This is a genomic window from Streptomyces sp. WAC05292 (assembly GCF_003949955.1).
Taxonomy (GTDB): domain Bacteria; phylum Actinomycetota; class Actinomycetes; order Streptomycetales; family Streptomycetaceae; genus Streptomyces; species Streptomyces globosus.
Genome location: NZ_RPSE01000548.1, coordinates 1 through 3201, shown reverse-complemented (window position 1 = coordinate 3201; position 3201 = coordinate 1). Strand labels below are relative to the sequence as shown.

4 protein-coding genes are annotated in these 3201 nt (G+C 72.0%); 1 reads left to right on the top strand and 3 read right to left on the bottom strand.

Translation table 11 applies throughout. The features are described 5' to 3' along the window. Positions 1–152: 152 nt before the first annotated feature. The 3 genes from EF903_RS34495 to EF903_RS30780 are packed head-to-tail and all read right to left on the bottom strand — an operon-like array spanning position 153 to position 1646. On the bottom strand, positions 153–296 hold the full coding sequence (locus EF903_RS34495; RefSeq protein WP_185902913.1) for a hypothetical protein: 144 nt from the start codon (positions 294–296) through the stop codon (positions 153–155). A gap of 16 nt (positions 297–312) precedes the next feature. Then, entirely contained in the window at positions 313–987 is a 675-nt protein-coding gene (locus EF903_RS30785) for a hypothetical protein (RefSeq protein ID WP_125548270.1), read from the bottom strand. Between the two features lie 44 nt (positions 988–1031). Further along, positions 1032–1646, bottom strand: coding sequence for a TetR/AcrR family transcriptional regulator C-terminal domain-containing protein (locus EF903_RS30780; protein ID WP_125548269.1), 615 nt, complete (start codon positions 1644–1646; stop codon positions 1032–1034). 65 nt (positions 1647–1711) lie between these two features. Between EF903_RS30780 and EF903_RS30775 the strand changes: the two genes are divergently transcribed. Next, on the top strand, positions 1712–2914 hold the full coding sequence (locus tag EF903_RS30775; protein ID WP_125548268.1) for a beta-ketoacyl synthase: 1203 nt from the start codon (positions 1712–1714) through the stop codon (positions 2912–2914). Positions 2915–3201 lie beyond the last annotated feature (287 nt).

Below are 3201 nucleotides of genomic sequence, written 5' to 3'. Positions count from 1 at the left end.
TCAGCCGCCGACAAACGACGCCCACGTAGCGATCTGGCGCGCCTCCGGCCCCTGACGGCGGCCGGCCGCCGTCAGGGGCCGGAGGCGCGCCAGATCGCTACGTGGGCGTCGTTTGTCGGCGGCTGATCGCCTCGGGCGGGAAGAGGCGGGGGTCAGCGGAAGAGGTTGCGCCAGAAGTTGGCGCGCACGTCGCGGATCCAGCACGTCCTGTTGCAGTGCGGTGCGCGGTACCAGCGGTGGACGACCGGGCGGCCACAGAACTGGCACGGCGCCGTGCGCACCTTCTTCTCCCCCATGCGGGGACTGTAGCGGTCAGGAGCCGTTCTCGTACCGGCCCACCCGGTCCGAGACGTGCTGGAGGAGAGGGCCGAGGCGGTCGACGAGGGCCTGGTAGTCGCGGGTGGCGCCGTCGGACCACTGGCCGAGGCCGACGACCATCGAACGGCCCTGGCCGGTGAAGGACTGCACCATGCCGCTGTCCGGAGGGAGGGTCTTCAGGCCCGACCCGGGCGGCGGCGCCTGGGCGCCGACCTGGTAGTCGGCCGGGTTGCCGCCGAGTCGCATGACCAGCGTGACGGTGTCCTGCGGGTCCCGCATGGTGAAGACCGCCAGGTTGAACTGGTTGTTCTGGCCGTCCTTGTAGAGGGCGACGTGCTCGCCGAGGCAGCCCTTGCCCGCGTCGATCATGTTGGCGAGGGCCGGGCCGACCGAGTCGGGTTCGGTGCACGACTTCAGGGTGACGGCTCCGACCTTGGTGAAGCTGCCGCCCTTCCCGTCGGGCACCTTGTCGGGGAAGGCGTCGGCGAGCGGGATCATCGGCCGGTCCGATGCGCTGGGCGCCGCCTCGGGTGCAGGGGCCGCCGCCTGCCTGCTCGCGACGGTCTCCCCGCCGGCCTTCGTCAGGACGAAGAAGACCACGCCCGCGACGGCCAGGCCGATCACCAGCTGCAAGATCAGCGAGATGTTCCGCTTTTTAGTCATGCTCACGACGAACACCCTAGGCGGGCCCGCTGACATTGCAGGTCACAGCGTCATTCCGGTTGCGTGGCGGCCCGGGCGTCGTGGATCGTCAGCGCTCCGGCGAGGTCGAGGTCGGCGTTGGTGCCGTGGGCCCCGGCGCGTACGAGCAGCACCGCGCCGAGCGCCGTGCTCCAGAACGTCCTGACCTCCACGCCGAGCGGACGGTCGGCCTTCCAGCCGCGGCTGTCGGCGAGCCGGCCCACGAAGCGCTCGGACTGCCGGAACAGCAGGCGGAGGTGCTGGTCGACCACGGGGGCGAGTTCGGGCTTGGCGATCCCGGCGGCGAGTGCCCGCGCGACCGACGGGAGCGAGGGCATGGCCAGTACGGCGCGGGCGATGTTGCGCCGGAACGCCGCCGCATCCGGGGCTTGGCGGCCGATGCGCTCGATCCGTCGGGCGTCGTGCAGCAGGCCGAGGAAGGCGGCGTGCACGAGCAGCGAGTCCTTGGACCCGAAGTGGTAGGTGACCTGGTTGGGAAAGACGCCCGCCGCCTTCGCGATCTCCGCGACGCTCACCTCGACGCCGGGCCGCTCCTCGCAGAGCCGCGCGGTCGCCTCGATCAGCCGGCGCCTCGTCGCCAGGCCGCGGGCCGACGTCGATCCGGCTTCGGTTCGCTTCTTCTCCACCCTCGAATTGTATGTGATACAACAAAGCCAATGCCTTGTATGACATACAAGAAAGGTCCAGGGACATGCACGTCGTCGTGACGGGACTCGGCGCGATCACACCACTCGGGGGAGACGTGGCGTCCACCTGGGATGCCCTGCTCGCCGGCGAGTCCGGCATCCGCGGCGGCGTTCCGCACGCGGGCCGTCCCGACATCGTCGCGGGGGCGATGGCGGTCGACCCCGCCGAGTCGCTGCCGCCGGTGCGGGCCAGGCGGCTCGACCGCTCGCAGCAGGCCGCCCTCACCGCCGCGGCCGAGGCCTGGGCCGACGCCGGCGCACCGGACGTGGACCCGGACCGGCTCGCATCGGCGATCGGCACGGGCATCGGGGGCGTACGGACGTTGCTGAAGGAAGACGACGTACTGGAGTCGGCCGGGGCCCGGCGCGTCTCGCCGCGCACGGTCCCGATGCTCATGCCCAATGCGGCCGCAGCGCTGATCAGCATCGAATACGGTGCACGGGCCGGGTCCTACACGCCCGTCTCGGCATGCTCCTCCGGCGCCGAGGCGATCGCTCTGGGGGCCAGGCTCATCCGGGCCGGCGAGGCGGACGTGGTGATCGCGGGCGGGGCAGAGGCGGCGATCACCCCGATCACCGTGGCCGGCTTCGCCCAGGCACAGGCCCTGTCGCGGCACACCGCCGATCCCGCTTCGGCATCCAGGCCGTTCGCCGCGGACCGCAGCGGATTCGTCCTCAGCGAAGGCGCGGCCGTCGTGGTGCTCGAAAGCGCCGAGCACGCCGCCGCCCGGGGCGCGCGCGTCCACGCGGTACTCGCGGGCGCCGGCATCGCAGCCGACGCCCACCACATCACGGCGCCCGCCGCCGACGGCTCCGGTCAGATCTCGGCCATGCGGAAGGCCCTCGCGGGGGCCGGCCTGAGTCCCGAACAGGTCACCCATGTCAACGCCCACGCCACCGGAACCGAGGTGGGCGACGCCGCCGAGGCCCACGCGATCCGGGAGGTCTTCGGCCGCGCCACCGTGACAGCCCCCAAGGCGTCACTCGGCCACCTCTTCGGCGCCGCCGGCGCGGTCGAAGCCCTCATCGCCGTCCTCAGCGTGAAGCACGGCGTCATCCCCCCGACCCGCAACCTCGCCACGGCCGGCGTCGCCCCCGACATCGATCTCGATGTCGTCACCGACCGACGAGACGTCCCCCAAGAGGCCGTCCTCAGCAACTCGTTCGGCTTCGGCGGACAGAACGTCTCGCTCGTCGTCACCCCCTGACGGCCGGCAGCCGCCGAGCCGAGAACGCCCACGTAGCGATCCGACGCGCCTCCCCGGCCCCTGACGGCGGCCGAACGCCGAGCCGGGGAGGCCCACGTAGCGATCTGGGGCGCTCCTGTCTCCGGATGGTGCTCTGGTCGTCGTTTCCCGGCGTCAGAGCCATCCGGGCCGCTGCCGGCCGTCAGGGGGTGACGACGAGCGAGACGTTCTGTCCGCCGAAGCCGAACGAGTTGCTGAGGACGGCCTCTTGGGGGACGTCTCGTCGGTCGGTGACGACATCGAGATCG

Bases quoted from the DNA above. Each gene is read 5' to 3' on its own strand.
- EF903_RS30775 (WP_125548268.1), top strand. From the start codon at position 1,712: ATGCACGTCGTCGTGACGGGACTCGGCGCGATCACACCACTCGGGGGA.
- EF903_RS34495 (WP_185902913.1), bottom strand. From the start codon at position 296: ATGGGGGAGAAGAAGGTGCGCACGGCGCCGTGCCAGTTCTGTGGCCGC.